Below are 26159 nucleotides of genomic sequence, written 5' to 3'. Positions count from 1 at the left end.
AACTCGCCTCAGGCGAATACCGCCTGTATTCCCGCAAGACGGACCCGAGGACTGGCAGGCGCGAGGACTGGGCCCAAGGATCCCCCTGGTCAGGGGGTAAGCAGCTCGCTCGCCATTGAATCGACCAGGAGCACCCGGAGTCCCGGGAGAGACGGGCGCGTTTCGGCCACGATCTCGTGAAAGTCCTCATCGGCGATAAATCGCGCCTGGCAGTCGCCGATCATGACCGCGTCGCCGCTTCTGAGGGCGGCGCACGTCCTATCGCTGTTCTGGGCATCGACAGCGCGAACAGTTCCGTGCGTCCATTCGCTCTCCATGGCGCACACTTCGCCTTCGCGGTTCGCCGCAGGAGAAACGCAGTGACTAAAACGGATCTTGCCCGCCGGCGCGGGTTGCTCGTCTGGGAAGCGGCGTGCGAGCAGTTGAACGACGCTCTTCAGTCCGCACCTGCGCGTCCTCCGCTGACGCTGGAACAGATCGACGACGCCATTCGGCTTGCCCGCAAGGCGCTCGACGAACTGGAGGACGCGTTTTACACCTGAGACCGCCCGCCATCGAGGGAGATCACGCCTTCCTTGCGCCGTCTATCAGCCGCTGAGCACGCGGCGCGCGCTGAGCAGGCTTGCGGGGCCCAAGCAGCTGCGCGATGACCGCCGGTTGCGCGCCGTCCTGTGGCGAGCGATTGGGCGGGGACGGATCGAGGCGGCCCATGCCGACAGAGAACTCTTGAAGCGCTCGCTGAAATTCAGCGACAGCCTCCAGGTACTCGCGACGTGCGGCCTTCGTGCTCATGACCGGAAGGTACTCGCATTCGGTTGGGGTGGCTATGCCGAACGCCAGTGCATCCGTCAATTGCCGAAGCGCTGGACCGCAGCCAGCCTGACTGCCAGAGCGGGCGGGGTGCCTTGCTTCACAAGAGCTTTCATGGCCTCGTAGACCCCGAGCATCACGTCCTCCTTGAACTCGGTGGAATCGGGATCGAGCACGGGGTAGTCGCACTCGACCGAGCGCAAGGCGAGTTCATATTCGTCAATGAACGCAGTCCAAACCACGCCGTTGCGGCGCGCAGTGTCGACGTTCGTTGCGCTTGGTAGTGCATCAGCTCTCATGTCATGTCCATCTGGTTGACCAGGCTGGATACTGGAGCCACTGGTGCAAGCAGGGGCTTCGTCTACGTGCGCTCCTCCTGTAGGTTTCCGCCCTTGGCCGTCGTCGGCCAATTGCGCAGGAGCTCGCGGTCTTGCTGGAGGTGGCTAAGCACCAAGCTGATGAAGGGGGTGCGGAGGCTCCTGCGTGCGGTCTCGCACCAGCAGCGTTTCCCCTCACCACGCGATGAACATCGCGACGAGCACCGCAACAACCACAAGCGCGGCGACGCCCATGTTGCGCCGCCAGCCGGAAGCGCGCTGCTCACGTTCCTCGAGCCGATGGTGGAGAGTCAGGTCCTCCAGCCGGGAAGGGGCGCTGTCGAGTTCGGCAGCGAAGCGGTTGTGGGTGTTGAATCGTCTTGACATGGCTCTAGAGGTTTAGCGGTTGGAAGCTCGTGTGCCCCACCGATCTACTTTCTCGACGGCGACTCGGAAGCACTGCGAGGCAAACACACCGTCTGGGAGTAGTCCTGAGGAGGATCCGTGTTCCCCGTGGTTGCGGCTTCGGTGAAGTTGGCGAAAACGGTGGCGTCGAAAGTGGTTTGACGCTTGATCGGAACAGGCGCGTGGCGCTCCCTGGAACTCGCGCGAAGGCGCGCCAGATCGGCTCTCATCTCATCCAACGAGCGCATCGTCTTGGCCCGATCGCGTACGCCTGTGGCGATCGCGGGTGCCGGCGGCACCGACGCCCGAGGCTTCGGCGAACCCAAGGACCGTGCGGGAGCCTCCGACCTCATGGGAGCTGACCCGAGCGGTACTCGGTAGGCGGAACGCACACCGAGCGTCTGACCTGACGCAGATTTCGCTGAACGCGCGACGACTCGTCTGCCGATCTGCGCCAGAAGGCTCAGCAGTCGTCGGAAAGAGGGAGAAGTCTCCATGGCCGTCAAAGCCTTCGTAAGAGATGGGACCTGATTCTGAGCGCGCCAAGATGAATACCAAAGGATTCATTTGTCTTGCTTCGCTCGATGTGTGAGATATCGCACGGATGAGGCGCCGACTCCGACGGCCAGCCCAATCAATCCCAGCCCCCGAGGCGGCGCCGACCAGGATGCTGCCCATCCGCGGATGCCAGCGGCTCGAGCCACAGCGTGGCCGCATCGTCGGGCGCGAGGGCGCGCAGCCTCTCGTCCTTCCACAAATCGGCCGCCAGCTCGTCGAGCTGCTCGGGGTCTACGGTGCGCCACTGTCGTTGCAGCCGGTGCGCACAGACGGCAATCCAGATTTCGCGGTCCATGGATGACACTGTACATTCATCCAGTATTCTTGCGAAATGTTCGCGACGGTTTTCCGATGCCGGCGGGAGGGGCTCTTGCTGCGGAGCGAGCTGATCATGGGCGGAGGCGCTGCGTGCCCTCACCCCCGCCCTCTCCGAGGGGGAGGGAGCAGGACAGGCCATCATGCGGATGCGCTCCTCACAGCGCGCGCATCAGCACCACCACTGCGAAGGTGATGAACGCCAACCAGGCGACCGTGAACAACACGGTGCGCGCGAAGAACCGCCCGAAGCCGCTGATGTGGATCACCGCATGCGCCAGGCGCGCATAGAAGTAGACCGCGGCGCACACCTCGGTCACCCCGCTGGATATGCCAGCGGCGTGCGCGATCAGCACCACGGCCGCGAAGGGCGCCAGGTTCTCGACCGCGTTCTGGTGCGTCCGGTTGGCGCGGGTGACCCAGTCGGGCAGCGGTGTCGTCGGCGGCGTCTTGTAGGCGGCCGGCGTCAGCGGCCCGCGCGACCTCACATACCCGATGACGACGGGAATCCAGAGAACGCCGGTCAGGATGGCGGTCAGCAGCAGATAGAAAAGTTCGGTCCTCATGGTTGCCTCCCCGGCGTGGATACGCAGGTACTCGGAAGACGTTTCGGTCCTGCAAAAGGATGCGGTCTCTGCTCGAAAAAGGCCGCTGCACCGCAGGTGTGGTTCATCACCGGCAGTTTGCGTGGCCTCAAGGATGTCAGGGTCGAGATAACCATGGGCGTCTGCGGCGAAGCCAACGCTAGCGCGTCCGCGCGGCTCCGCACTTTCTTCTCTCCAGCAGGAAGTAGCCGTTGACCGCACATTCCACGTCTTCCACGACCTGGCCCGCGTCGGGGCAGGACTCTTGCACGAGCAATGCGTGCTTGGCCATGGCATCGACGATGGAGAACGCATTCAAGGCGACGCGCTCGCGATCGAACTCCGCAGGCCAGTCCGATGCCGAAGCAAAGGCATCGCGAAACAGATGAACAAACTGCCTGTAGAGCTCGCGATAGGTTTCAGAAGAGGAGATGCGCCGCTCCAGAACAAAGAGGGCTCGCCATTCCGCAGCTTGGCCCAGCAAGGTTCCGACAAGCGCTTGCGCCAGGGCATGAACCGTCTGCTCCAGCGTACGCGGGCTCGAAGCGACGCCGGCCTCTTCCACGCGCGCGGCCAATCCGCGCAGCCGGCTGCGAACGGTGACGGCGGCGATGGAATCCTTGCCCGGAAAGTACTGATAGAGGGTGCCAAGGCCGACGCCCGCGACCGCCGCGATATGGCGCATCGACACCTTCTCGTACCCGCGCTCGAGCAGAAGAAGGACGAAGGCATCCTGAATGGCGCGCGAGGTCATCCACGCCCGCGCCTGCGAAGGCTTGCGGCGAGGCTTAACAGTCAAGATCATGTGCTGTCTGCTGGGGTGGCACCGAAGACTTCATCTTCCAAAGCTGAACACTTGCTTGCCGTGGAGCCGCAACGCCGCTCGTCCGGGCGGGCGCCACGAGGGGGAAGCACGTGCCATTGCGACGCGCGCGCATGGGCGGGAAAACCGAACACGCCGAGCGTACATCTCACATAAGCTTTCAGGGCGCCTTCGAACTCGAAACTGGGGATCGCCCGCCATGACACAGCAGACCTCTGCTCCGCCGCCTGCGACGCTGGCCGATCTGATTCACCGGCTCGATCACGCCCGTTCAACCGGCGAGCGCGAGATGGGAACCGAGACGGGCACGGTGCCCCTCGGCCATTACACCGACCGTCATCATTGGCAGCAGGAGCAGGACATGCTTTTTGCGCAGTGGCCGATCGTCGCGGCGCACAGCTCGGAAGTGCCTGCAGGATCGGCGCTGCCATTCGATGCGCTCGGCGTGCCCATGGTGGTGACCCGATCAGGCGACGGTCGCGTCCGCACGTTCTTCAATGTCTGCAGGCACCGCGGAATGGCGCTGGTTCAAGCCGAAGGGCCGGAGCCCGCAAAGGCCAAAAGCTGCAAGACACTGGTTTGTCCGTATCACGGCTGGACCTACGGGCTCGACGGGCACTTGCGTCATCGCTTGCATGCGGAGACTTTCGACGGGATCGACCCGGCCACGCTCCATCTGGTCGAACTGCCCTGCGCCGAAGCCGGCGGGCTGATATTCGTGAAGCGCACGCCTGGCCCGGCGTTCTCGGCCGCCGGCTTTCTGCGAGGGCTCGAAGAGCACCTGCAATGGCTGGGGCTGGCGGACATGAAGGTGTTCCGCAAGATCGATCGGGTGTATGCCGCGAATTGGAAGCTCACCGTCGACGCGTTCCTCGAGGGATATCACATCCGCGTCCTGCATCGTGACACCATCTATCCGTTCTTCGCCGATGCGTACACGGTCAACCTGGATGCCGGCCCGCATCAGGACTCGCTGGTCGCCCGGCGCAGAGCCTTCGAGGCATTCGAGACGCCGCGCGACCGCGATGCGCTGTGCAAGCTTGCGACGCCGACGCAGTTTCTGTTCCCGAACACCTTCCTGATCTGGCACCCGGACTATGTCAGCCTCATCGGCATGTTCTCGCCGGCCGCCGGCGAAGTGCGGTGGATGCACACGATGTTGATTCCTCCCGATCGCACCGGCGACGACTGGATTCCGCACTGGGAAAAGACTTTCCGGCTGATCGAGGAGACGGTCTTTCAGAAGGAAGACATCGCGACGGCGGTGGCGATCCAGCGCGGCCTGCACAGCGGCGCCAACGCGGGCTTGCAGGCAGGTCGGCTCGAACACGGGGTGCTGCGCTTTCATCGCGGCATCGACGCGGCGATCGGCGGGACGCTCGTGCCCGCGGGCGAGGGCTAGCGCATCGATCCCAGCAGGGCGCGAGCCTGCTGCAGGTCGGCCGTGTCGAAACCCTCCGTGAACTGTGCGTACACGGGCGCCAGCAGTTCGCATGCTTCCACGCGACGCCCCTGTTGCAGCCAAGCCCGCGCAAGGCTCGTCGCGCATCGCAGCTTCCAGGCCAGGGATTCCTGTTGTCGCGACGCTTTGACGGCCTCGATGAACTGCGCTTCAGCCAAATCCTTCGAAGCGGGCTCGCGATCCAGCAGCTCGCCCTTCACGCGCAACAGCTCGGCCACCGAGCACCGATCGCCGACCCGCCGTGCGCGCCCGATGGCGGCCTCGATCAGTTCGAAGGCTTCGGCCACGCATCCCTGCAGGCCGAGTTCCATGCAGGCGGCGGAAACGTAGCCCGTGTAGTGCAGGACGAAGAGCGCTTCCCCGATCTCGTCGAAGGCCGGGCGGAGTTCGCGCGCATACGCCTCCGTGTCGCCTTGGCTCAGCAGCAGCAAGCCGCGCCACATGCGGCCGCGCGCCTTCCAGGTCGATACGCCGTGCCGCCGCGTCGCGTCTATCGCCGATGCCGCGGGCTCCGCCAGCGCCGCGACGCCGCGCGTGAGCAGGGCGATGGCGCACACGCCCTCGGTCAGCACGTAGCACACCGTGGGCGGATGGTCGATGGCGCGCGCACCCTCCGTCGCCTGCTGCACGACCCGCATCGCCTGGTCCGCAAAGCCCTGGAGCCAGAGGGCGTGCGCGAGCGAGTTCTGCGCAATCATCTTCTGCTCGTAGATGAAGCGGATCAGGTGCGATCGATAGACCGGCGCGGCATACCGCCCGACCATGCGTTCGAGCCCGTCGCGGGCATCGGCCAGTCGCCCGAGGCACTGCAGCGCATCGATGCCGCCTTCACCTCCGCCTCGCCGGTGGAAAACGTCGCTGTGTTCACGGCCCTGGTGCCGCCCACGCCGTTGCCGAGGCCGGTCGCGAATCCGGAAGGCAGCAAGGACATCATCACCTTCGGGTCCAGCGGATTCCCGGCGCCCAATGGCATGGTGTTCGACAAGGCAAGAAACCTGTACGTGTCCGACTCGTTCCAGGGTGCCATCTATCGCATCGAGCGGGCGACGAGCTGCGCGCCATCGTGTGCCGCGGTGCCGATATCGCGCGACCCGCTGCTCGCGACGGCCGGCACCTTGCCCTTCGGCGCCAACGGGCTCGCGTTCAATGCCGACGAAAGCCTTCTCTATGTCAACAACGCCGGCGACGGACGCCTGCTGCGCATGCCGATGCCGGCGGGGCCGCTCGGCATCGTCGCCGAGAGCGTGCATGGCGCCGACGGCCTGATGTTCCACCGCGGCCTGATGTGGATCGCATCGAACCAGGCTGACGTGGTGCTGGGGCTCGACGAGAAGGGCCGCACCGTGGTTCGTGCGGGCGAGTTCGATGGCATCGGCAGCGACGGGGCGCCGCGGGGACTGCTGTTTCCGGCGAGCACTGTCGCGCAAGGCGACTGGATGATCGTCTCGAACCTTGCCTTGCCGCTCACGCCCGCAGAGGGCGACGAGTGGGAGGAGAAAGTGACGCGATGGAATCTCGTCCGGTTCAAGTTGCCCGCGCCGGCCCGCTAGCCGACGGAGGGTCTTATCTGGCCAGCAGCGGTATCGGGTAAGCGAAGTCCACGAAGGCCGTGGCCTCGAATTCCGAGTCGTCTTTCTTGCGCGGCATGGGCAGGGGTTCGGAGATGCCCACGAAGGCAGTGGCCTCGAACTCCGAATCGTCCTTCTTGCGCGGCGAGGACATGGGCAAGGGTTCGGGGATCTCCATGAAGTCGGTCCGCGCAAAGCTGGTATCGACATGGCGCGCTGGCTGCTGTGCCAGCGCATGCCGCTCCCTGGCCGTCTGGCGCAGCCGCGCCAGGTCGGCCCTCACCTCTTCGAGCGAGCGCATCGTCTTCGCGCCGACGGGCGCTTCGGCCTCAGGGGCTTCCACGACGATCGTGGGCGCTTTCATGACTGGCGTGGGAGCAGCCGGTTGAACGGCAACCGGCTCGACCTCGGGCCGTGCCGCTTCGAAGCTCGTCGGACGGAACTCGCGCCTGGCCGGGGCCTCGCTTCGAGGCTTGGCCCGCACGGCCGGCCGCATCGGCACGGGCGCCGCCAAGACGGCCCAAAGGCCGCGCGGGATGCGAAAGAGCGGTTCGAGAAGGCGAGATGCGTTCATAACGTGAGGCTCGAAATAGGTGTCGTGCCATTGTCAAACGCGGTCGAATGAAGGCAAACGGGTTACATCGTGCGCCGCGCCGCGAATTGCGCACAACTGCACGAACCTTCAATGCCTTTGCGAGCGCCGAGATCGCGGAAGACGGTCAAGCCCGATTCGGCGCGTCACAGCACCGTCACCGGGCGCATCGATAGTCGCGCCATCTGCACCGGTTCCCGCGTGCGATCGGCATATGCACCAAAGAACAGCGCTGCCGCAATTCGATGGACCAGGAGGGACCCTGCCATGACGATCCGCCACTTCGCGCTGAGCTGCGCATTGACTGCCGTTGCCGTCACAGGCATCAGCTTGGTCTCTGCGCCTGTTCAGGCCCGTTCGGCTCAGCCGATCAAGACCATCGCCTTCAACGACCACGACGATGACCGCGATCGCGACCCCGACCATCACGGTCGCCCGCGCGAGCCCATCAAGATCAAGATCATCGGCTTCAACGACTACCACGGCAACCTGCAGTCGCCCGGCACCTTCGGCATCAACACCGTGGTCCCCGCGGCGCAGCGTCCGGCCGTGGGCGGTGCCGAGTACCTGGCGGCCTACGTGGCGCGGCTGAAGGCGCAGAACATGCTGAACGTGGTCGTCGGCGCCGGCGATTTCATTGGTGCCTCGCCGCTGATCTCGGCCCTGTTCTTCGACGAGCCGGCGGTCGAGACGCTGAACAAGATCGGGCTTGAGTTCAATGCCGTCGGCAACCACGAGTTCGACAAGGGCTCGGCCGAACTGAAGCGGCTGCAGAACGGCGGCTGCAAGCTCACCAACAGCGTCCCCGACCCGAACAGCTGCAAGGGCGTGGGCTCCAACGCACTGGGCACCTTCGACGGTGCGAAGTTCAAGTGGCTGTCGGCCAACGTGTTCGAGACCGCCACCGGCCGCACCCTGCTGCCGGCCTACGGCATCAAGAACTTCCGTGGCGTGAAGGTGGCCTTCATCGGCATGACGCTGAAGGGCACGCCCAGCATCGTCACGCCCACAGGCGTCGCCGGTCTCGAGTTCCGTGACGAGGCCGAGACGGTCAACGCATTGATCCCGCGCCTGCGCGCGCAGGGCGTCGACGCGGTCGTCGTGCTCGTCCACCAGGGCGGCTTCCAGACCAGCCCGAACGTCGGCGACATCAACGGCTGCGACGGCAACCTGAAGAACGCCGACGGCACCGACTCCGAGATCGCCAACATCGTCAAGCGCCTGCGCAACGGCGTCGACCTGGTGATCAGCGGCCACACCCACGCGGCCTACAACTGCTCCGCCAACACGGTCGACGTGAAGAACGTCAACGGGGTGGCGGTCAGCACGCCGCGCCCGACCGGCCTGCCGAACAGCGAGGGGCGCCTGGTCCCGGTCACGAGCGCGAGCGCCTTCGGCCGGGTGCTGACCGACATCGACCTGAGCGTCCACCCCCGTTCGCACAAGGTGCTGGCGGTGTCGGCGACCAACCGGCTGGTCGACCGCACGGACGTGGCGATCAACAACGCGATCGCCACCGATCCGAGCGTGAAGAACATCGTCGACGGCTACAACGCGCTGGTGTCGCCGCTGGCCAACGCGGTGATCGGCACCATCGCCGCGCCGCTGCCCAATGCCGCGAACGGCGCCGGCGAGATGCCGGCGGGCAGCCTGATCGCCGACGCGCAGCTGCAGGCCACGCAGCCGGCCGCGCTCGGGGGCGCGGTGATGGCGTTCATGAACGCCGGCGGCGTGCGCAACCCCGGCTTCGCGATCGCCGGTGCCAGCTACCCGTACAACGTGACTTACGGCAACGCGTTCACGGTGCAACCCTTCGGCAACAGCCTGGTGACGATGACGCTGACCGCGCTGCAGCTGAAGAACCTGCTCGAACAGCAGTTCGTCGGCTGCCAGGGCCAGATCCAGCAGCGCATCATGCAGGCGTCGAACGGCCTGAAGTATTCGTGGAGCGCCGCCGCCGCACCCTGCTCGAAGATCGTCGACGTGGTGCTCACGCCGACCGACGTCACCGTCACGCCGCCGGTTGCGACCGGCGCGCCGGAGACCATCGTGGCCAACGGCGTGGTGCAGAACCCGACCAAGACCTACCGGGTCACCGTCAACAACTTCATGGCCACCGGCGGCGACGGCTTCACGGTGCTCCTGGGCGGCACCAACGTGCTCGGCGGCGCGCAGGACATCGATGCGCTCACTGCCTACCTGAACGCCGGCTACAAGTCGCCGAAGCCCCCCTACGACCCGACGCTGCCGGCGCTGGCGATCCCGCGCATCACGGTGCTGCCCTGACCAGCAACCGGGCCGCGTCCGTCGTCGCGATCGCCTGCATCGCGCTCGGCCTGCCGGGCATGCGCGCCGATGCGCAGCCGCGTTCGCCGGCAGCGATCACGGACATGCGCGTGCTGGACACGACGCGGATGGAAGCCCGCTCGGCGCTGCTCGGCCGCGCCGAGTCGGAGCTCGTGCGCGGCGACATCGCGGCGGCCACCGACGCCTTCGACCGTGCCGCCCTGATGCTGCACGCGCCCGACACCGAGATGGGACTGGTGCGCACCTACATGCAGGTCGGGCAGTACCGGCGCGCACTCGCCTTTTGCGCGCACACCGCCGGCGCGCACCTCGAATCGGCCCCGGCCGGCGCGCTGTACGCGTGGCTGCTGCGCGCCGGCGGCCAGCCCGCGTTCGCCGAGCGCGTGCTGAACGAGACGCTCGCACGCTTGCCGCAGGATCCCGTGCTGATCGAGGCGCGCAGCGCTCTTGCGAAGCCCTTGCCGGTGGCGGCGGGGCCGCTGCTGCAAACGCCGCACCGGATGGCACCCCAGGGCGTGATGGCGCGCGGGCAGGAAGAGATTCCGGAGGCGGCACGGATCGTCTCGAGCGGTGTGCTGATCAACGACGGCACGCTCGCACTCGTGCCGAGCTCGGCCGCGCGCTCGGCGGCCTCCGGCACGCTGTGGGTGCGCAACGGTCTCGGGCAGACCACGCGCGCGCGGATCGACGGCGACGCCAGTGCACAAGCGCTCGAGGCGCTCGGCGTCACGGTGCTGCGCCTTGAGGCCGCATTGGACGCGACGGGAACGCAGGCCGTGGCGGCGCGCGATCCCTTCGCGGGAAGCCCGGGCTTCGCGCTGGAATACGCCGCGCCGGGCGCCGCCGTCGCCGCATGGCCGTGGCTGCGGCAGGGCTTCCTCGGTTCGTTTCAGGGCAACGCCGGCCTTCGGCGATTGGGCATCGAGGTCGCCGACGGGCCGCACGGCGGGCCGGTGCTCGACGCCAACGGGCGCCTTGCGGGCATGGCCTTGCAGGGCTCCGACCGCGAGGCCGTGATGCTGCCTGCGTCGCGGTGGCAGTCCTTGCTGGAGATCGCGCCGGCCACGCCGTCGCCGAGTGCCGTCGACCCCGCTGCATCGGCGCGGCCTTCGAGAGCGATTCCGGTCGACGAGGCCTATGAAAGCGGGCTGCGACTCGCGCTGCAGCTGATCGCGTTGCCCTGAGGGCCCGTTTTTCGTTGCCTCACGAGGTCGCGCCGCACTCACCGCTGCCGCTGCGCTTCGCCAGTGCGGTGCCGCGAACCGGCGTCGCAGCACCCGTCCGGCTGCGCGCGGTATGAATCAACAGGGCGCCGACCACCATCGCCATCCCCAGCAGCTCGTTGCCCGAGGGCAGCTTGCCCAGCGCCACGCTCATCAGGAGCGCCGACACCGGGATGAAGTTCAGGAAGGCCGTGCCCGTCACCGCGCCCAGGGTGCGCACGCCGTGATTGAAGGCCAGCACGGCCATGGCCGAGGGCACCAGGCCGACGAAGACCAGAACGTGCCACGAGAGCGCCATGCCTTCCGCGCTCGGTACCGCGGCCAGGCCGAAGGCGGTGGCCAGCAACGCGCCCAGCAGCAGCACGGGCCAGGCGGTCAGCACGGTCAGCGCGGTGTATTCGACGACGTCGAGCCGGTCGGCGAACTGTGTGGCGCCGCGCGTGTACCAGACCCACCCCAGCGTGCCGAGGAGGGCGATCGCGTCGCCGTAGGCGGTCGATGCGCCGGCCTCTGCGCCGTGCGGGAAGAGCACGCCCGAGACGACGACCACGCCGGCCAGCGCCAGCGCGCTGGTCGAGAGCGTCGCGCGCGTGGGCCGCACGCCGTCGAGCACCCAGCGCAGCAGCTGTGCGGTCATCGGCGTGGTGGCCATGATGACCGCGCCGTGCGAAGGCAGCGAATGGGCGAGGCCCGTGAGCAGCAGCACGCTGAACACGCCGAAGCCCGCGATGCCGCGCAGGGCCAGCGGGCCGGCGTGGGCGCGCAGCTTTCGCCAGGGCGCCGCGCCGCGCGGGGCGAGCAGGGCGACGAACACCAGCGCGGAGAGGCTGTAGCGGATCAGCGTGAACCAGAATGGATCGACGTGGTGGAGAACGTTCTTGCTGACGAGGAACATGCCGCCCCAGGTGGAGGTGGCGGCGAGCAGCGCGGCGATGCCGAGCGCGCGTGGGTGGATGGTCTTGAACATGAGCCGAATATCGGCATCGGGGTCCGCATTGACCATTCGTTTCTTTGGACCGGGGTCTCAGGATTTGCGAACAGACGAATCCGGCCGGCGCGCTCACAATTTGCGACATGGAGCTCTACCAACTCAAGACCTTCGTGGCCATCGCGCGCGAGGGCAGCCTCACGCGGGCGGCCGAGCGCGTGTTCACCAGCGCGCCGGCCGTGAGTGCGCAGCTCAAGGCGCTGGAAGACGAACTCGGCGTCAAGCTTTTCGAGCGCACGCCGCGCGGCATGACGCCGACCGAAGCCGGCCACACCCTGCTGGAGGAAGCGGAGCGCACCCTGGCCTCGGCGACGCGCATGCGCTCGGCGGCCGAGCAGATCCGCGGCGCGGCGCAGGGCGTGGTGCGCTTCGGCACCGTGGTCGATCCGGTTGCGCTGCGGCTCGGCGAAGTGCTGGTGAAGCTGGCCGAGCGCCATCCGCAGGTCTCGCTGCAACTGCAGCAGGGCCTGTCGCACCGGACGCTGGAAGGCGTGCGGCGCGGCGAGCTGGACTGCGCCTATGCGCTCAGCGACAGCGAAAAGCTCGACGGCCTCGTGCTGCAACGCCTCGGTGTCGTCGACCTGGCGGTGACGCTGCCGCTGCCGCTCGCCGAGGCCCACCCCGCGCTGGATCTCGAGGCCCTGACCCAGCTGCCCTGGGTCGGCACGCCGCCTTCATGCATCCTGCGCGCGCACCTCGACGGCCTGTTCGCAAGCGTCGGCCGCGAATACCGCCCCGCGCGGACGGCCGACAGCGAGAGCGCGATCCGCAGCATGGTCGCGGTCGGCCTGGGCGCCGGGCTTCTGCGCGTCGACCAGGCCGAGCAGGCCGAGCGCAACGGCGAGCTGAAGATCTGGCAGGGCTGGCGCTCGCACACCTGGCTGTGCTGGGTCGAAGCGGCCGGGAGCAGCCGCACGACGGCGGTCGATGCGGTGCGCAGCGCGGTGCTGGAGGCCTGGGCCTAAAGCTTCCCGTCGGCTTTGTCCGTGGAAGACAAAGCCTCGTTTCCTACGCCGGCCGCCACCGTCCCGGGTGAGTTTGCGGCGCATGGAAGAAGACCTGTGGGCGTTGGAAGAGCGGTTCTGGCTCGGTGACGCGCTCTTCTACGAGCAGCACCTGGCAGTCGATGCGCGCATGGTCTTTCCGCAGCCCGTGGGCATGATGGGACGCGCGCAGATCCTGGCCTCGATCGAGCCGGACAAGCGCTGGCGCCGGGTCGAGTTCGCGAACCAGCATCTGCTCGCTCCGGCCGAGGGCACGGCGGTGCTGGTCTACGCCGCTGCCGCCGATCGCGGCAGCACCGGCAGCGCCTATCGCGCGCAATGCAGTTCGGTCTATGTTCGCACCGGCGGCCGCTGGCAACTGGTGGCGCACCATCAAACGCCGGCCGACTGCAAGCTCAGCAGCTGATCGGCTGCCGCTGCCTTCGGCGGCTGCGGCTTCGGATCGCAGGCGGCGAGCGTTGCCAGGGCGATGCATGCCAGCGCAAGAGTGAGCTTTCGATAGGTCATGGTCGTCTCCTTGGAGCGCATGGGCACTTCGTCACGATTCTGCCGCCGCACGGTGCGGCTGGATGTCGGCGCATGACCTACAGCGCGCGGCGCATTCCGGATCAATGCGCGAAGTTGCGCACTTTGACTCGAAAGTTCTACCTGGCGTTGGCGCGCGTTGACCGCAGCGCGGGGCCCCTGACCTATTCTGCGGGCTCGCAACTACTCGAGACATCCATGATGAAACACCGCGTCGATCGCAACGCAAGCTTCGCCCCTTGGGCCGCGGCTTTTCTGCTGGCCGCTGTCGCTCCGGCCCAAGCGCTGGTGCTCGGCGTGACCGAGGGCGTGACCTACAAGGCCAGCGACAGCCAGATAGAAGCCAAGTTCGAGCCGATCGCCGAGGCACTGAGCAAGGCGCTCAAGCAGCCCGTGACCCTCAAGGTCTTGAGTTCGTACGCCAATGCGCGCGAAGCATTGAGGCAGAACCAGGTCGATCTGGCCTTCATGCATCCGGCCCACATCGCCTTCGAAGCGACCAAGGGCGGCAACTACAAGACGCTCGCCTGGACCGCGGGCTTCACCGAATACAAGGTCTCGTTCCTGTGCAAGGACCTGCAGACGATCTCCAACTGGAAGGAGATCGCCGGCAAGAGCCTGGTCATGCCCGACCCGGATTCCATCACCTCGGTGATCACGCGCGCGATGCTGCGCGAGCAGGGCCTGCAGGACGGCGCGGTCAAGACCACCAACACGCGCTACCAGGACGCGGTGCCCTTCTACGTGCAGAATGGCTTCGCCGCCTACGGCGCCACGGCCTCCGCCGGCGTGGTCAAGGCCTGGAAGTCCACCGGCGGCAAAACCTGCGCCGAATCGCGCGCCGTCCCCATCAAGCAATGGCTCGCATCGAGCAAGCTCGATGCGAGCGCGGTCGCCACGGTGCGCGACACCTTGCTGGGGCTCGGCCAGTCGGAAGGTGGCAAGCGTGCGCTGGCCACTTCGACCTATACCGGCTTCGTCGCGCCTTCAGCGGAAGTCGAGAAGAGCCTGATGTACTGGCTCGGGATCTAGGCCCTCGACCAAAGCCGCACTGCGAGCGCCGCGCCGGCCGTCGCGGTGGCGAGCGCCGTGACCGCCATCCAGCCCCATTCGGCGAACAGCAGGCTGCCCAGCGCCGCACCGATGGCCATGCCGATGAACATGCCGACGAAGAGCACGGCATTGAGGCGGCTGCGCGCGCCGGGCTCGATGCCGTAGACGATGGTCTGGTGCGCGATCAGCGCGGCCTGGATGCCGAGGTCGAAGCCGATGGCGCAGGCCACCAGCAGCGCCAGCCGAGCGTGCGGCTGCATCAGCGGCGCCAGCGCCATGGCCGCGAAGGAGAGCACGACCAGCCCCGCGCCCAGGCGCGTCACCAGTTCCGGCCCGCGGCGATCGGCGATGCGGCCGGCGATGGGCGCGGCCAGCGCCCCGGCGGCGCCCGCCAGCCCGAAGGCGCCGGCCGCGGCGCTGCCGAGGCGGAATGGCGCGCCGTGCAACATCACGGCCAGGGTGGACCAGAAGGCGCTGAAGCCGACCGAGAGCAGGCCCTGCGCCAGCGCCGCGCGGCGCAGTGCGGCATGGCGCTGCCACAGCTGGGCCAGCGAACCGAGCAATGCGCCGTACGCCAGTTGCGTAGTGGGCTGGAAGCGCGGCAGCCGATGCCATGCGGCGGCGCCGATCAGCGCGATGCTCGCCGCGGCCGCAACGAACACCGCGCGCCAGCCGAAGTGCTCCGCCACGAAACCGCTCGCCACGCGCGAGAGCAGGATGCCCAGCAGCAGCCCCGTCATCACCGTGCCGACCACCTTGCCGCGATGGGCGTCGGGCGCGAGCGTGGCGGCGGCCGGCACGATGTCCTGGGCCATCGTCGCGGCCAGGCCGACGACCAGGCTGACGACCAGCAGCGCGCCGATGGAGGGAGCAACGCCGGCCAGCAGCAGCGCGGCGCCGAGCACGGCCGCCTTGAGCAGGATGATGCGGCGCCGGTCGTAGCGGTCGCCCAGCGGCGCCAAGAGCAGGATGCCGAGCGCGTAGCCGAGCTGCGTCAGCGTCGGGATGAAGCCGACGGCCCGGTCGGAGGCGCCGATGTCCGCACCCAGCACGCCGAGCATGGGCTGGCTGTAATAGATCGAAGCGACGGCGAGGCCGGCCGCGGTCGCGAGCAGAAGAACCAGCGACGCCGGCAGGCCCTGGGCCGCGCGGGCCGGCTCCGGGGCCGGCACGACGCCCGCTGTGGCATGCGAGCAGTGAATACCAGACATGGTGTTAACCCTTAGAAACTCTTGAGGGATGGAGTGTGAGGTTTGAGTGCTCTCAGTGGTAGCCGCAAGCCGCGCACAATTGATATACGCTGCTCGCATGAAAGAACCCGGCTCACCCTCGGCCTCCGCCGACCGCATCGCGCTGATGCAGACCTTCGTCCGCATCGTGGAAGCCGGCAGCCTGTCGGCGGCCGCGGCGCAGATGGGATCGACGCAACCCACCGTGAGCCGCCGCCTGCAGGTCCTGGAACGATCGCTCGGTGTGCGGCTGCTGCAGCGTTCCACGCATGCGATGAAGCTCACCGAAGACGGCGAACGCTGCTTCGAGCGCGCCAAGGAACTGCTCGCGAACTGGGAGGCCTTCGAAGCCGACCTGCGCGGCACCGGCGACGAGCCCGAAGGCAGCTTGCGCGTGATCGCGCCGCATGCCTTCGGCCAGTCGCAGCTCGTCGAACCGCTGGCCCGCTTCCTGCGGCGCTACCCGCGCGTGACGGTCGAGTGGCTGCTGCACGACGATACGCAGGACTTCATCGCCAACGGCATCGACTGCGCCATCCAGATCGGAGAAGTCAGCGACCCCGCGCTGGTCGCGATCAAGCTGGCCGAGGTGCCGCGCATCGTGGTCGCCGCGCCCTCGGTGCTGGCCGGCGCGCCGGTGCCGGCGCACCCATCCGAGCTGGCGGGCTTGCCCTGGCTGGCGCTGCGCACCTACTACCGCAACGAGGTGACGCTCACGCATGCGGCGAGCGGCGAAACCCATCGCTTCGCGATCCGGCCGCGCATGAGCACCGACAGCCTGCTGGCCCTGCGCCACGCCGCGGTGCTGGGGCTGGGCGCGGGCGTGGGGTCGGCCTGGCTGCTGACCGAGGACCTGGCCCAGGGCCGGCTGATCCAGCTCGCGCCGCAATGGTGCGCCGCGCCACTGCCTGTCTACGTGGTGTATCCCCACGCCCGCTTCTATCCGGCCAGGCTGCGCCGCTTCGTCGAGGCGATGCGGGAGGCCATGCCGGCGGTGGTGGGGATGCGCCAGCGCGAAGAAGCTATCCTACGCAGGCCTTGATCACGGGCCCATGGCTCCCGCCACCCGTCGACCTGACCATCCAATCCGTATGAGCAAATCCATCCTCGCATCCCTGGCCTTGGCCGCATGCTGCGCCGGCGCTCTCGCGCAGCCGCTCAAGCTTCCCGTGGAAAGCAGCGACCAGGGCACCCTCTACGTCGCGCCCAACGTGTCGCCCACCGAGACCTCGGCCCGCACGAATGGCGCAACGATCGGCACGCAACGACTCGACGGAAGCGGCGCGTACGGCGGCGTCGACACCTCCGGGTCCCGGCCCAACTATTCGCTCGGTGCAAGCACGGGCGGCACCACCTCTTTTTCGGCGGGCGCCCATTCGGACGGCAAGAGCAACGCGGGCATCAAGGCCGGCGTGACGATCAAGTACTAGCCGACGTTCACGCGCGGCGAAACAGCAGCACCGCGTTCGTACCGCCGAAGGCGAAGGAACTGCTGATCGCGGCTTCGAGCTGCGGCGCGGCTTCACCGGCCTCGCGCACCAGGTTCAGGCTGCACTCCGGGTCGATGGTCTGGCAATGCGCGTTGGGCGGCACTTGACGCCGCGCCAGCGCCAGCACGGTGATCACCGCCTCGAGCGCGCCGGCGGCGCCGAGCAGGTGGCCGTGCAAGGCCTTGGTCGAGCTCACGCGCAGATCGTCGAGCGCCTCGCCCCACACCTCGGCCAGCGCGTTGCGCTCGACCACGTCGCCGATGCGCGTGGCCGTGCCGTGCGCGTTGCAGTAGCCCACGTCGCGCGGCTGCAGACCGGCCTGCCGCAACGCGGCGCGCAGGGCGCGGGCCTGGCCCGAGGCGTCGGGCTTGGTCAGGTGGGTGGCGTCGCAGCCGATGCCCCAGCCGGCCAGCGTGGCATGGCTGCGCGCGCCGCGCAGGCGTGCGCGCTCGGCCGATTCGAGGACGAGGAAGGCCGCGCCCTCACCGAGCGCGAAACCGCTGCGGTCGCTGGCAAAGGGCCGGATCGCGCTGGCCGCTTCGCCGGGCGCGAAGCCGGCCAGGGTCTGCATCGCCTGCCAGGCCAGCAACACGCCCGGCACGATCAGCGCTTCGCTGCCGCCGGCGATGGCGATGTCGACCTCTCCGCGCTGCACCGCCTTGGCTGCCTCGGCAATGGCCACGGCCGACGAGGCGCAGGCCACGGAATAGGTGAGCACCGGGCCGTGGACGCGCTGCCGCATCGCCACCTGCGAGGCCGGCGCGTTGGGCATGAAGGCCGGAATGGTGAGCGGCGGCATGCGCCCGGCGCCGCGGTAGGCCGCCTCGAGCGCGCCCGCGCCGCCCATGCCGCAGCCGGCGTAGACGCCTATGCGTTCGGAGTCCACGTTGCCGAGTGCGCCTGCATCGCGCACCGCCAGGTCGGCCGCGGCCACGGCCAGCTGGCTCACGCGGTCGACGCCGGCGAGCTGCAGCTTGGTGAACCAGCGGGATTCGTCGAAGGCCACCGTGGCGGCGGCGGCCGGCTTGGGCAGCTCGGGGAGGACGGGTCCGAGCGCCGATTCGCCGCGCATCAACGCTTCGAAGACCGTGCCCGGATCGTCGCCATGCGGCGCGACGAGGCCCAGACCGGTGACGGCGACCTCGGTTGTCACTTGGCCTGCGCCATCCTGACCTTGTCGACCATGGCCGCGAGGCCGGCCAGCGTGTCGACGCTGTTCGCGTCGTCGTCGGTGATGGAGATGGAGAAGTGGTCTTCGATCGCGAACACGAATTCGACCAGCGTCAGTGAATCGAATCCCTTGTCGCGCATGGACGCGTGAGGGTCGAGCGCCGCCGCCTCGATGCCGTACTTCTCGTGGATCAGATCCTGTAATACTTTCAGCGAGCTCATTGTGCGATGTCCGTCCTCACGCCGGCCCTGGCCTCATCGATGGGGAATGATATCCGCTCGACCGAAAATGGCGCGGGCCACGCGCTGCGGGCCGGGCCGCCAGCGCAGCGAGGGCAGCACGAAGGCGATGCCGAGCAGCGCGCCGGCCAGCGCATCGAGCACCACGTGCTGCTTGATCGCCAGCGTCGACCAGGCAATGGCGGCGAACCACAGCCAATTCAAGAGGCGCACGAAGACCGGTGTGCGCGCCCGGCGCAGCACGTCGTCGATGCGGATGACGGTGAACATCGCGACCGCGACATGCATCGAGGGGCAGGCATTGCCTGGCGCGTCCACACCCTGCAGCAGCGCGAAGCCCGGGAAGTCCGAGGCCGGCGCCGCGAGCGGCACCTGCGTCGGCCAGTAATGGAACAGGCCCAGCCCGGTCAGGCACAGCGCGCCGACCCAGAGGCCATAGACCACCAGCTCGCGAAAGCTCAGCTGCAGCCCGGGCGCGACGCCCACATACAGCCAGAGCGAAAAGTAGGCGACCAGCGCCTGCGGCTGGAACGGGATCAGGTGGTCGAGCGCGGTCAGCGGCATCACCGTGACCGCGAAGTCCGGGTGGCGCAGCATGTGGAAGTAGCCGATGAAGAAGAGCCAGGTGAACACCGTGACGCCGACGATCTTCAGTGCCAGGTGGCGGCGAATCCGCAGGCCGATGTCGGCGGTCCAGGTCTGTGGAGGGGAGGGCGCCATGTGAGGGTCGATCGGGGCGTTGATGTTTCGACCGGGTCGATCATGCCTGAGCGGGCCCTTGACAAGTGCCCGGCCCAAATCAGATACTGAACCTTCAAGTTCAGTTACGGTCCTTTCGAAAGGAATCCCATGCAGAAGATCTCTCCCTTCCTGTGGTTCGACGGCAAGGCCGAAGAGGCCGCGAAGTTCTACACCGCCATCTTCAAGAATTCGCGCATCACCAATGTGATCCCCGGACCCGGCGGCACGGTGATGGGCGTGAGCTTCGAGCTCGAAGGACAGGAGTTCATGGGCCTGAACGGCGGGCCGATGTTCCAGTTCACGCCGGCCGTCTCCTTCTTCATCAAGTGCGAGACGCAGGAAGAGATCGACAACTACTGGACCCGGCTCACCGAGGGCGGCGGCGAGCCGCAGCCCTGCGGCTGGCTCAAGGACAAGTTCGGCCTCTCGTGGCAGGTGATACCCAATGCGCTGGGCACCATGCTGCAGGACAAGGACCCGGCCAAGGCGCAGCGCACCATGGAAGCCATGATGAAGATGTCCAAGCTGGACATCGCGGCGCTGAAGAAGGCCTACGACGGCGGCTGAGCCCTTCAGCCCCGCGCCGGCAGCACCGTCCCGCGGCTCTCGCCGAAGCCGATGCGCGCATGGCCCGGCTTCTCGCACCAGCCGCGCAGCAGCACCGCATCGCCGTCCTCGAGAAAGCCGCGTTGTTCGCCGTCGGCCAGCGCGATCGGTGCCTGGCCGGCGCGCGTGAGTTCGATCATCGCGCCGGCCTCGCCGGGCCCCGGGCCCGAGATGGTGCCGCTGCCGAACAGGTCGCCGGCGTTCAGGCTGCAGCCGCCCACCGTGTGGTGCGCGACCATCTGCGCAATGCTCCAGTACTGGTGTTTGAAGCTGGTGGCCGACAGGCGCGAGGGGCTGCTGCCCTCGGCGCGGGCTTTGGTGCTTTCGAGCCAGACCTCGAGCCGGATGTCGAGCGCGCCGCTTGCGCGATTGGCTTCGCTCTCCAGGTAGGCCAGCGGCTGCGGATGATCGGCCGGCCGCACCCAGGCCTGGCGATAGGGCGCCAGCGCTTCCAGCGTCACGATCCATGGCGAGACGGTGGTCGCGAAGTTCTTGGCCAGAAAAGGGCCGAGCGGCGCCATCTCCCAGAACTGGATGTCGCGCGCCGACCAGTCGTTGAGCAGGCAGATGCCGAAGATGTGGTTCTCCGCGCGCTCGAGCGGAATCGGCGCGCCGGCCGCATTGCCCTGGCCGATGTAGATGCCGAGCTCGAGCTCGTAGTCCAGCCGCGCGCAAGGGCCGTAGGTCGGCGCTTGCGCGCCGGGCGCCATGGTCTGTCCCATCGGCCGGTGGAACTGCTGGCCGCTCACGCCGATGGTCGAGACGCGGCCGTGGTAGGCGATCGGGATCCACTGGAAGTTGGGCGTGATCGGATCGTCGGGCTTGAGCAGCCGCCCGATGTTGAGCGCATGGTCGATCGAGGTGTAGAAGTCGGTGTAGTCGCCGATGCGCGCGGGCAATGCGAACGCGGCCTCGGCCTGCGGGATCAGGCAGGCGCGCACGGCCTCGGCCGCTTCCTTCGGCGCATCGTCCTTGAGCAGCGCGAACAAGCCATGGCGCAGCGCGCGCCACACGCTGGGGCCGAGCGCGAAGAAGTCGTTGAGCGCCGATTGCGCGCAGGCGCGTGCGCCATCGAGCGCCGCGCCGTCCAATTGCCGGCCCGCGGCCAGTGCCGCGAGGTCCAACACCTGGTCGCCGATGGCGACGCCGCCGCGGTAGGGCTCGCGGCTTCCGGTACGGTGGAACACCGCGAAGGGCAGGTTCTGGATCGGGAAGTCGCTGCCTTCGGCGTTGGCCGAGGCCAGCCAGCTGCGGGCGCTGGCATCGTGCGTGTGGTTGAGCGTCGTCGTCATGATGTTCATCCCACGGTGGCCATCAGCGCGTCGTCGAAGATCGCGACCGCGCGCGTCCAGCCGGCCGAGGCGCCGCGGATCTTGTGCGGAAAGCAGCTGATGAAGAAGCCATCCGCCGGCAGCGCCTCGAGGTTGTGCAGCTTTTCGAGGTGGCAGTAGCCGATGTCGCGGCCGGCCTTGTGGCCTTCCCAGATCAGCGAGGCGTCTTTCGATTCGCCGTACTTCTTGGCCGTGTGGACGAAGGGCGCATCCCAGCTCCAGGCGTCGGTGCCGGTGAGGCGCACGCCGCGCTCCAGCAGGTACATGGTCGCTTCGTAGCCCATGCCCGCGCCGGCCGAGACGTAGTCGCCGTGGCCGTAGCGCGAGCCGGCACGTGTGTTGACCACCACGATCTCCAGCGGCTTCAGCGTGTGGCCGATGCGCTTGAGCTCGGCGTCGACGTCGTCGGCCGTCACGACATAGCCGTCCTCGAAATGCCGGAAGTCCAGCTTCACGCCGGGCTGGAAGCACCATTCGAGCGGCACGTCGTGGATCGCGATCGCGGGCTTCTTCTCGCCGAGCGCCTTGTCCATGGTCGAGTGGAAGTGGTAGGGCGCATCGAGATGCGTGCCGTTGTGCGTGGAGAGCTGCACGAACTCCACGGCCCAACCTTCGCCGTCGGGCAGGTCTTCCCGCTTCAAGCCGGGGAAGAAAGGCTCGATCTGCTCGTAGGTCTGCTCGTGCGTGAAGTACTGGATCTTGGGCGCGAAGGCGGGCGGATCGGAGAGCACGTCGTTTTCGAGAAAGATCGAGAGGTCGACGAATTTGCGGGTCATGGCGGGGTTCCTTTTCTTCAGGGGTGCTGCCAGCGCAGCAGTTTCTTTTCGGCAAGGGCCAGGAGGGCATTGCTCGCGAAGCCGATCAGGCCCAGGAGCACGATGCCGGCGAAGAGCTCGCTCGCGCGAAAGGCGCGCGCCGCGAGCAGGATGGCCTGGCCCAGGCCGCTCTGCGAGGCGATCATTTCGCCGACCACGGCGACGATGAGCGAAATGGTCATCGACAAGCGCATGCCGGCCAGGATGTCGGGCATCGCGTTGGGCAGGCCTATCTTCCAGACGAAGGCCGCGCGCGGCATCTGCAGGCAGCGCGCCACTTCGGCGAGCCGCGGCTCGATGGCCGCGAAGCCGTGCACGGTGGCCAGCAGCACCGGCCACATCGCGCCGAAGGCGACGACGAAGAGCACCATGCCCGGGTTGAGGCCGAAGATCGAGATTGCGAGCGGCAGCAGCGCGGAGGCCGGCAGCGGGCGGATGAATTCCAGCGTCGGCTGCACCCAGGCGCGCACCGCGGGCGAGATGCCGATGGCGGCGCCCAGCAGCACGCCGAAGAGCGAGGCCAACAGCCAGCCTTCGAGCATGCGGCGCACGGTGGCAATGGTGAAGACCAGCAGCTCTCCACTGCCGCTGCCGCGCAGGTTGAGGCCTTCGGCCAGGCTCGCGAGCGTCGCTTCGGGCGTCGGCAGGAACACGCGGCTGACCCAGCCCGCGTTGCTTGCGGTCCACCACAGCGCGACGAGCGCCGCGAGCACCGCGGCCGAGCCGAGCCATCCAGTGAAGCGATGGCTCATTGCACGACTCCCATGCGCCGCGCCACCCAGCGTTGGAGCCGCTGCATCGCCGCGTTGATGACAAAACCCACCACGCCGATCCAGCCCAGCCAGGCCAGCATCAGCGGCGGGTCGAAGCTCTGCTGCGCGATCATCATCGCGTAGCCCATGCCGTTGGGATTGGCCGCGATCTCGACCGTGACGGCCACCACCAGCGCCACCGCCACGCCGAGCCGCAGCGCGACGAAGAGCCGCGGCACGATCGCGGGCAGCACGATCTTCCAGGCCCGCTCGCGCGCCGTAAGCCCAAGCACGCGGCTCACCTCCAAGAGGCGCGGCTCGACCTGCTGCACGGCCGACTGGACGAGGATCAGCATCGGCCAGAAGGCGGCGAAGGCGACGATGGCCAGCTCCATGCGCACGCCGAAGCCGAACATCAGCATCGAAAGCGGAATCAGCGCGACGGAGGGGATGGGACGCAGCACCTCGATAGACAGCAGGCCGAACTGCGCGGTGCGCCGCGACAAGCCCAGCACGATGCCCAGCGCAATACCGAGCACGGCGCCGAGCAGCAGGCCGAGGGCCGCGGTGCCGAGCGTGAAGCCGGTGGCCTGCCACAGAGAGCCGTCGACGGCCGCACCGGCAAAGGCCTTGAGCGCGGCGCTCGGCGGCGCGAGCGCATCGCTGCCCTGTGCGGCGGCGCGGCGCGCATACCACTCGAAGAGGGCGAGCAGCAGGGCAGGGAAGACCCAGGGCCGCAGCAGTGACAACGCACGGCGTTCAGTCATGGCCTTGCTCGATGAAGGCAAACAGTTCGCGCCGCAAATGCAGGAACTCCGGATGCTCCTTGGTCGTGAGCTGGTCGCGCGGCCGCGGGATCTTCACATCGATCATGCGCGCCAGGCTCGGCCGCCCCGGCGCGGGATCGGCCTGCAGCGCGATCACGCGGTCGCCGAGGTAGATGGCTTCCTCGAGGTCGTGCGTGACGAAGAGCACCGTCAACCCGTCTTCGCGCACCAGGCGCGCGAGTTCGTCCTGCAGGCCCTGGCGCGTCAGCGCATCCAGCGCGCCGAAGGGCTCGTCCATCATCATCAGCTCGGGCTTCTGCGCGAGGCAGCGCGCGATCTGCGCGCGCTGCTGCATGCCGCCCGAGAGCTGCACCGGAAACTTCTGCGCATGCGCCGCGAGGCCGACCTTGGCCAGCACTTCGGCGATGCGCGGCGCGCGTTCGCTCGCCGGCACGCCGGCCGCTTCGAGCGCGAGGCTCACGTTGCCCTCGACCGTGCGCCAGGGCAGAAGCGCGCGGCCGTAGTCCTGGAACACGAAGGCCACTTCGCGCGAAGGCTCGTTCATCGGCTTGCCCTTGCGCCGCACCTCGCCGGCGCTGGCGCGCACGAGGCCGCTGGCCGCGCGCAGCAGCGTGGTCTTGCCGCAGCCGCTCGGGCCCACGATGCAGACGAACTCGCCGCGCGCTACCTCGAAAGAGGTAGGCGACAGCACCTCGCGCGCGCCATAGCAAATGCGCACGCCGTCGATGGCGAGGAAATCCGGCCTCACTTCGCGACCAGCCTGGCAACGTCGATCGGGGTCTTGAGCATCTCCTGCTCCTTCATGAGGCCGACCCAGTAGGCGAGCTGCTTGTCGGTCACCACCGGGCCGGGCGGCGAGATCTGCACCTTGGCCAGCACCTCGGGCGGCAGCTTGATGTACTTGCCGATGCTCGCGCGCACCCTGGCATCGTTCTTCGGCTGCTGCATGAAGGCGCCGCCTTCCTGCACCGCCTCGCGGAAGCCGCGTGCCGCGGCCGGGTTCTTCGCCACCCATTCGCGCTTGGCCGCATGCACGATGGTCTGGTTGCCCTCGGGCAGGAAGGTCGAGTAGTAGGAGGCCACGTAGCCCGCGCCGCTGTCGGTGATGCGGCTCATGAAAGGATCGGCCGAGACCACCGCATCGACCGAGCCGCCGCGCAGCAGGTCGGCATGCTGCGGGAACGAGGCCTCGACGAAGTTGACCTTGCGGTAGTCCACGCCCTGGTCCTTCAGGTAGGCGCGGAAGGTCACGTGCAGGAAGGCGCCGAGGCCCGGCACGCCGATCTTCTTGCCCACGCAGTCCTGCGCGCTCTTGATGCCCGAGCCCGCACGCGCCACCAGGCCGAAGCCGGTGATGGTCTTCGAAGTGAGGCCGCCGCCAGCGACCAGCACCAGGTCCATCCCGCCGTCGACCGCCTGCAGGAACACCGAAGGCGTGGGCCCGCCGATCTGCAGCGAATCGGACTGCAGCGCAGCCGGGATGGTGGAGTTGAGCGGAATGAACTTGAGCTCGACGTCGAGGTTGCGCTTCTTGAAGTAGCCCTCTTCGGCCGCCACGAAGACCGAGGCGAAGTCGGTCACGGCCGTGTAGCCGAACACGATCTTGGTGTTGGCCTGCGCGCGCGCAGGCAGTGCCGCGGTCGCGGAGGCGGCGGCGAGCGCCGACAACAGGGTGCGTCGTTTCATCATGTCTTTTGTCTCCTGGGGGTGGGTTTCTTCTGCGAGGCCTTGGGTCGCGGCAGCGCGGCGCGCAGGCCGCCGACGATGAAGTTCACGAGCATCGGCGCCACGGCCGGATCGCTGCGCCGGTTCTCGCCGCGCGAGAGCCGCTCGATGCGGTTGTCGTTCAGGTGATGCAGCAGCGTGCCGAGCGCGAACTGGTAGGCCCATGCGGCCTGGCCGCGCGTCGCATGCGGCAGCGCAATATGCAGCGCGTCGATGTAGGCCTCGGCCAGCGGATCGAAGTAGCCGCGCAGCACGCGGTCGGCTTCCTCGGTCGCGTGGTAGAGCTCGCGCGCCACCAGCAGCGCGTAGTACTCGCCTTCGGCGCTCGCGCGCAGCGCCAGCACCGGGCCGGTGAAGGCTTCGACGATGCGCGGCAGCGTCTGCGGGTCATGAGGGTCGTTGTGCACCGCGCGCAGGCCGGCCAGCCGCTCCTCGATGGTGTGGCTCCAGTGCTCGAAGATCGCGTGAAAAAGCTCGTGCTTCGGCCCGTAGTAGTAGCCCACCAGCGCGAGCGGCACGCTGGCCTCGTCGGCGATCTGGCGGATCGTCACCGCGTGGTAGCCGTGCTGCGCGAATAGCTTCTCGGCCGCGAGAAGAATCGCCTGCCGGCGGTCAGGCCGAACGGAAGTAGCGCGCTGCACACGTTGAACCATGGCGGGTATTGAACAAGCGTACAAACTTGTTGAACACTCGTACAAACCCTGTGCTTTCCCGCATTGAAGCCGGGTCCACCGGCGC

At 68.0% G+C, this 26159-nt stretch carries 32 protein-coding genes; 11 read left to right on the top strand and 21 right to left on the bottom strand.

The genetic code is table 11. The annotated features are described in order from the left end of the window. Positions 1-176 precede the first annotated feature (176 nt). Entirely contained in the window at positions 177-542 is a 366-nt protein-coding gene (locus BLS74_RS33765) for a hypothetical protein (protein ID WP_139191655.1), read from the top strand. A gap of 22 nt (positions 543-564) precedes the next feature. On the opposite strand, the gene BLS74_RS34340 is transcribed toward BLS74_RS33765, so the two are convergent. The 6 genes from BLS74_RS34340 to BLS74_RS08690 form a co-directional block, all read right to left on the bottom strand. Then, positions 565-792: a class III extradiol ring-cleavage dioxygenase family protein gene (locus BLS74_RS34340; protein WP_170855547.1), complete on the bottom strand. Its 228-nt coding sequence runs from the start codon at positions 790-792 to the stop codon at positions 565-567. A 56-nt stretch (positions 793-848) separates the two neighbouring features. Beyond that, the gene (locus BLS74_RS08710; RefSeq protein WP_139191654.1) at positions 849-1109 is read right to left on the bottom strand and encodes a hypothetical protein; all 261 of its coding nucleotides are present in this window, start codon (positions 1107-1109) and stop codon (positions 849-851) included. A gap of 213 nt (positions 1110-1322) precedes the next feature. Further along, positions 1323-1514: a hypothetical protein gene (locus tag BLS74_RS08705; protein WP_093104516.1), complete on the bottom strand. Its 192-nt coding sequence runs from the start codon at positions 1512-1514 to the stop codon at positions 1323-1325. 652 nt (positions 1515-2166) lie between these two features. Beyond that, positions 2167-2385, bottom strand: a complete 219-nt coding sequence (locus BLS74_RS08700; protein WP_093104514.1) for a hypothetical protein — start codon at positions 2383-2385, stop codon at positions 2167-2169. A 178-nt stretch (positions 2386-2563) separates the two neighbouring features. Next, entirely contained in the window at positions 2564-2971 is a 408-nt protein-coding gene (locus BLS74_RS34335; RefSeq protein WP_170855546.1) for an MAPEG family protein, read from the bottom strand. 178 nt (positions 2972-3149) lie between these two features. Then, entirely contained in the window at positions 3150-3794 is a 645-nt protein-coding gene (locus BLS74_RS08690; RefSeq protein ID WP_093104722.1) for a TetR/AcrR family transcriptional regulator, read from the bottom strand. A gap of 217 nt (positions 3795-4011) precedes the next feature. On the opposite strand from BLS74_RS08690, the gene BLS74_RS08685 reads away from it, so the two are divergent. Continuing rightward, positions 4012-5214, top strand: coding sequence for an aromatic ring-hydroxylating oxygenase subunit alpha (locus tag BLS74_RS08685; protein ID WP_170855545.1), 1203 nt, complete (start codon positions 4012-4014; stop codon positions 5212-5214). Here BLS74_RS08685 and BLS74_RS08680 read toward each other — a convergent pair. Then, positions 5211-6038 carry a hypothetical protein gene (locus BLS74_RS08680; RefSeq protein ID WP_139191653.1) on the bottom strand — a complete coding sequence of 276 codons (828 nt, stop codon included), beginning with the start codon at positions 6036-6038 and terminating at the stop codon, positions 5211-5213. The two genes, BLS74_RS08685 and BLS74_RS08680, sit on opposite strands and share 4 nt — an antisense overlap. On the opposite strand from BLS74_RS08680, the gene BLS74_RS08675 reads away from it, so the two are divergent. Next, the gene (locus BLS74_RS08675) at positions 6000-6824 is read left to right on the top strand and encodes an SMP-30/gluconolactonase/LRE family protein (RefSeq protein ID WP_139191652.1); all 825 of its coding nucleotides are present in this window, start codon (positions 6000-6002) and stop codon (positions 6822-6824) included. The two genes, BLS74_RS08680 and BLS74_RS08675, sit on opposite strands and share 39 nt — an antisense overlap. A 13-nt stretch (positions 6825-6837) precedes the next feature. Here BLS74_RS08675 and BLS74_RS08670 read toward each other — a convergent pair whose 3' ends face one another. After that, positions 6838-7416 carry a hypothetical protein gene (locus BLS74_RS08670; RefSeq protein WP_093104506.1) on the bottom strand — a complete coding sequence of 193 codons (579 nt, stop codon included), beginning with the start codon at positions 7414-7416 and terminating at the stop codon, positions 6838-6840. A 285-nt stretch (positions 7417-7701) separates the two neighbouring features. Between BLS74_RS08670 and BLS74_RS08665 the strand changes: the two genes are divergently transcribed. Further along, entirely contained in the window at positions 7702-9720 is a 2019-nt protein-coding gene (locus BLS74_RS08665) for a bifunctional metallophosphatase/5'-nucleotidase (protein WP_093104505.1), read from the top strand. Between the two features lie 59 nt (positions 9721-9779). Next, positions 9780-10925, top strand: a complete 1146-nt coding sequence (locus BLS74_RS08660) for a tetratricopeptide repeat protein (RefSeq protein ID WP_093104503.1) — start codon at positions 9780-9782, stop codon at positions 10923-10925. 19 nt (positions 10926-10944) lie between these two features. Here BLS74_RS08660 and BLS74_RS08655 read toward each other — a convergent pair whose 3' ends face one another. After that, positions 10945-11967: a DMT family transporter gene (locus BLS74_RS08655; protein WP_244503804.1), complete on the bottom strand. Its 1023-nt coding sequence runs from the start codon at positions 11965-11967 to the stop codon at positions 10945-10947. A gap of 71 nt (positions 11968-12038) precedes the next feature. Here BLS74_RS08655 and BLS74_RS08650 point away from each other — a divergent pair, with 71 nt between their 5' ends. Both BLS74_RS08650 and BLS74_RS08645 read left to right on the top strand, forming a co-directional pair. After that, a complete protein-coding gene (locus BLS74_RS08650; RefSeq protein WP_093104502.1) occupies positions 12039-12917 on the top strand; it encodes a LysR family transcriptional regulator in 879 nt (292 codons plus the stop codon). Between the two features lie 82 nt (positions 12918-12999). Beyond that, complete coding sequence (locus BLS74_RS08645) at positions 13000-13362, top strand: nuclear transport factor 2 family protein (protein ID WP_170855544.1); 363 nt, start codon at positions 13000-13002, stop codon at positions 13360-13362. Here BLS74_RS08645 and BLS74_RS35525 read toward each other — a convergent pair. Then, positions 13329-13463: a hypothetical protein gene (locus BLS74_RS35525; protein WP_280142623.1), complete on the bottom strand. Its 135-nt coding sequence runs from the start codon at positions 13461-13463 to the stop codon at positions 13329-13331. The genes BLS74_RS08645 and BLS74_RS35525 overlap by 34 nt on opposite strands. 216 nt (positions 13464-13679) lie before the next feature. Between BLS74_RS35525 and BLS74_RS08640 the strand changes: the two genes are divergently transcribed. After that, on the top strand, positions 13680-14513 hold the full coding sequence (locus BLS74_RS08640) for a phosphate/phosphite/phosphonate ABC transporter substrate-binding protein (RefSeq protein ID WP_244503803.1): 834 nt from the start codon (positions 13680-13682) through the stop codon (positions 14511-14513). Here BLS74_RS08640 and BLS74_RS08635 read toward each other — a convergent pair. Further along, positions 14510-15745, bottom strand: coding sequence for an MFS transporter (locus tag BLS74_RS08635; protein ID WP_093104499.1), 1236 nt, complete (start codon positions 15743-15745; stop codon positions 14510-14512). The two genes, BLS74_RS08640 and BLS74_RS08635, sit on opposite strands and share 4 nt — an antisense overlap. Before the next feature lie 97 nt (positions 15746-15842). On the opposite strand from BLS74_RS08635, the gene BLS74_RS08630 reads away from it, so the two are divergent. After that, the gene (locus BLS74_RS08630) at positions 15843-16805 is read left to right on the top strand and encodes a LysR family transcriptional regulator (protein ID WP_093104497.1); all 963 of its coding nucleotides are present in this window, start codon (positions 15843-15845) and stop codon (positions 16803-16805) included. A gap of 49 nt (positions 16806-16854) precedes the next feature. Next, positions 16855-17193 (top strand): hypothetical protein, encoded by a 339-nt coding sequence (locus tag BLS74_RS08625; protein WP_093104496.1) that lies wholly within the window; start codon positions 16855-16857, stop codon positions 17191-17193. A 7-nt stretch (positions 17194-17200) separates the two neighbouring features. Here BLS74_RS08625 and BLS74_RS08620 read toward each other — a convergent pair whose 3' ends face one another. The 3 genes from BLS74_RS08620 to BLS74_RS08610 are packed head-to-tail and all read right to left on the bottom strand — an operon-like array spanning position 17201 to position 19383. After that, a complete protein-coding gene (locus BLS74_RS08620) occupies positions 17201-18406 on the bottom strand; it encodes a beta-ketoacyl-[acyl-carrier-protein] synthase family protein (protein WP_093104494.1) in 1206 nt (401 codons plus the stop codon). Continuing rightward, entirely contained in the window at positions 18403-18645 is a 243-nt protein-coding gene (locus BLS74_RS08615) for an acyl carrier protein (protein ID WP_093104493.1), read from the bottom strand. Before BLS74_RS08615 ends, BLS74_RS08620 begins: the two co-directional genes overlap by 4 nt. A gap of 33 nt (positions 18646-18678) precedes the next feature. Beyond that, a complete protein-coding gene (locus tag BLS74_RS08610; RefSeq protein WP_093104491.1) occupies positions 18679-19383 on the bottom strand; it encodes a phosphatase PAP2 family protein in 705 nt (234 codons plus the stop codon). Between the two features lie 129 nt (positions 19384-19512). Here BLS74_RS08610 and BLS74_RS08605 point away from each other — a divergent pair, with 129 nt between their 5' ends. Further along, positions 19513-19971 carry a VOC family protein gene (locus tag BLS74_RS08605; RefSeq protein ID WP_093104490.1) on the top strand — a complete coding sequence of 153 codons (459 nt, stop codon included), beginning with the start codon at positions 19513-19515 and terminating at the stop codon, positions 19969-19971. A 5-nt stretch (positions 19972-19976) separates the two neighbouring features. Here the strand turns inward: BLS74_RS08605 and fahA are convergent, their stop codons facing one another. From fahA to BLS74_RS08570, 7 genes are read right to left on the bottom strand one after another with little or no spacing between them, the layout of a single operon-like run. Next, on the bottom strand, positions 19977-21302 hold the full coding sequence (gene fahA / locus BLS74_RS08600; RefSeq protein WP_093104698.1) for a fumarylacetoacetase: 1326 nt from the start codon (positions 21300-21302) through the stop codon (positions 19977-19979). A gap of 5 nt (positions 21303-21307) precedes the next feature. Next, positions 21308-22117, bottom strand: a complete 810-nt coding sequence (locus BLS74_RS08595) for a cyclase family protein (protein WP_093104488.1) — start codon at positions 22115-22117, stop codon at positions 21308-21310. A 17-nt stretch (positions 22118-22134) separates the two neighbouring features. Then, entirely contained in the window at positions 22135-22908 is a 774-nt protein-coding gene (locus BLS74_RS08590) for an ABC transporter permease (RefSeq protein ID WP_093104487.1), read from the bottom strand. Continuing rightward, a complete protein-coding gene (locus BLS74_RS08585; protein WP_093104485.1) occupies positions 22905-23675 on the bottom strand; it encodes an ABC transporter permease in 771 nt (256 codons plus the stop codon). Before BLS74_RS08585 ends, BLS74_RS08590 begins: the two co-directional genes overlap by 4 nt. Beyond that, positions 23668-24444: an ABC transporter ATP-binding protein gene (locus tag BLS74_RS08580; RefSeq protein ID WP_093104483.1), complete on the bottom strand. Its 777-nt coding sequence runs from the start codon at positions 24442-24444 to the stop codon at positions 23668-23670. The genes BLS74_RS08585 and BLS74_RS08580 overlap by 8 nt, the downstream gene beginning before the upstream one ends. Further along, positions 24441-25385: an ABC transporter substrate-binding protein gene (locus BLS74_RS08575; protein WP_093104482.1), complete on the bottom strand. Its 945-nt coding sequence runs from the start codon at positions 25383-25385 to the stop codon at positions 24441-24443. Before BLS74_RS08575 ends, BLS74_RS08580 begins: the two co-directional genes overlap by 4 nt. Beyond that, entirely contained in the window at positions 25382-26074 is a 693-nt protein-coding gene (locus BLS74_RS08570) for a TetR/AcrR family transcriptional regulator (RefSeq protein ID WP_244503802.1), read from the bottom strand. The genes BLS74_RS08575 and BLS74_RS08570 overlap by 4 nt, the downstream gene beginning before the upstream one ends. Positions 26075-26159 lie beyond the last annotated feature (85 nt).

The organism is Variovorax sp. CF079 (assembly GCF_900101545.1).
GTDB lineage: Bacteria > Pseudomonadota > Gammaproteobacteria > Burkholderiales > Burkholderiaceae_C > Variovorax.
The sequence above is the reverse complement of the archived record's forward strand: the minus strand, read 5'-3'. Positions and strand labels throughout refer to the sequence as shown.